This window comes from Planococcus sp. RAB007_Raresut, from assembly GCF_057369535.1.
Genome location: NZ_JBXYIF010000125.1, coordinates 1 through 268, shown reverse-complemented (window position 1 = coordinate 268; position 268 = coordinate 1). Strand labels below are relative to the sequence as shown.

The 268-nt window shown below is 45.9% G+C and carries 1 protein-coding gene; it reads right to left on the bottom strand.

Annotated elements, in window-relative coordinates:
* Nucleotides 1-78: 78 nt before the first annotated feature.
* A partial coding sequence (locus AC2Q9J_RS18000; protein ID WP_499042060.1) for a phosphoribosyltransferase family protein occupies nucleotides 79-268 on the bottom strand: 190 nt, incomplete at its 5' end.

The following is a 268-nucleotide window of genomic DNA, read 5'->3' as shown; positions in this document are numbered from 1 at the left end:
TGACGACCTGTCAAAGGTTGTAGGTTATTTTCCTTAAAAACTATTCAAAAACGGGAAGCATGTCGCTTCCCGTTCAAATTAGTCTTCGTAGCGGATGAGTGAGAACACGTCGTATCCTTCGAGACGCTCACGTCCACCAAGTCCATCGAGTTCAATCAAGAACCCGATTCCCCCAACAACTCCACCGAGTTGTTCAATCATTTTAATCGTCGCTTCAATCGTACCACCTGTTGCGAGCAAGTCATCCAAGATGACGACTTGTTGTCCA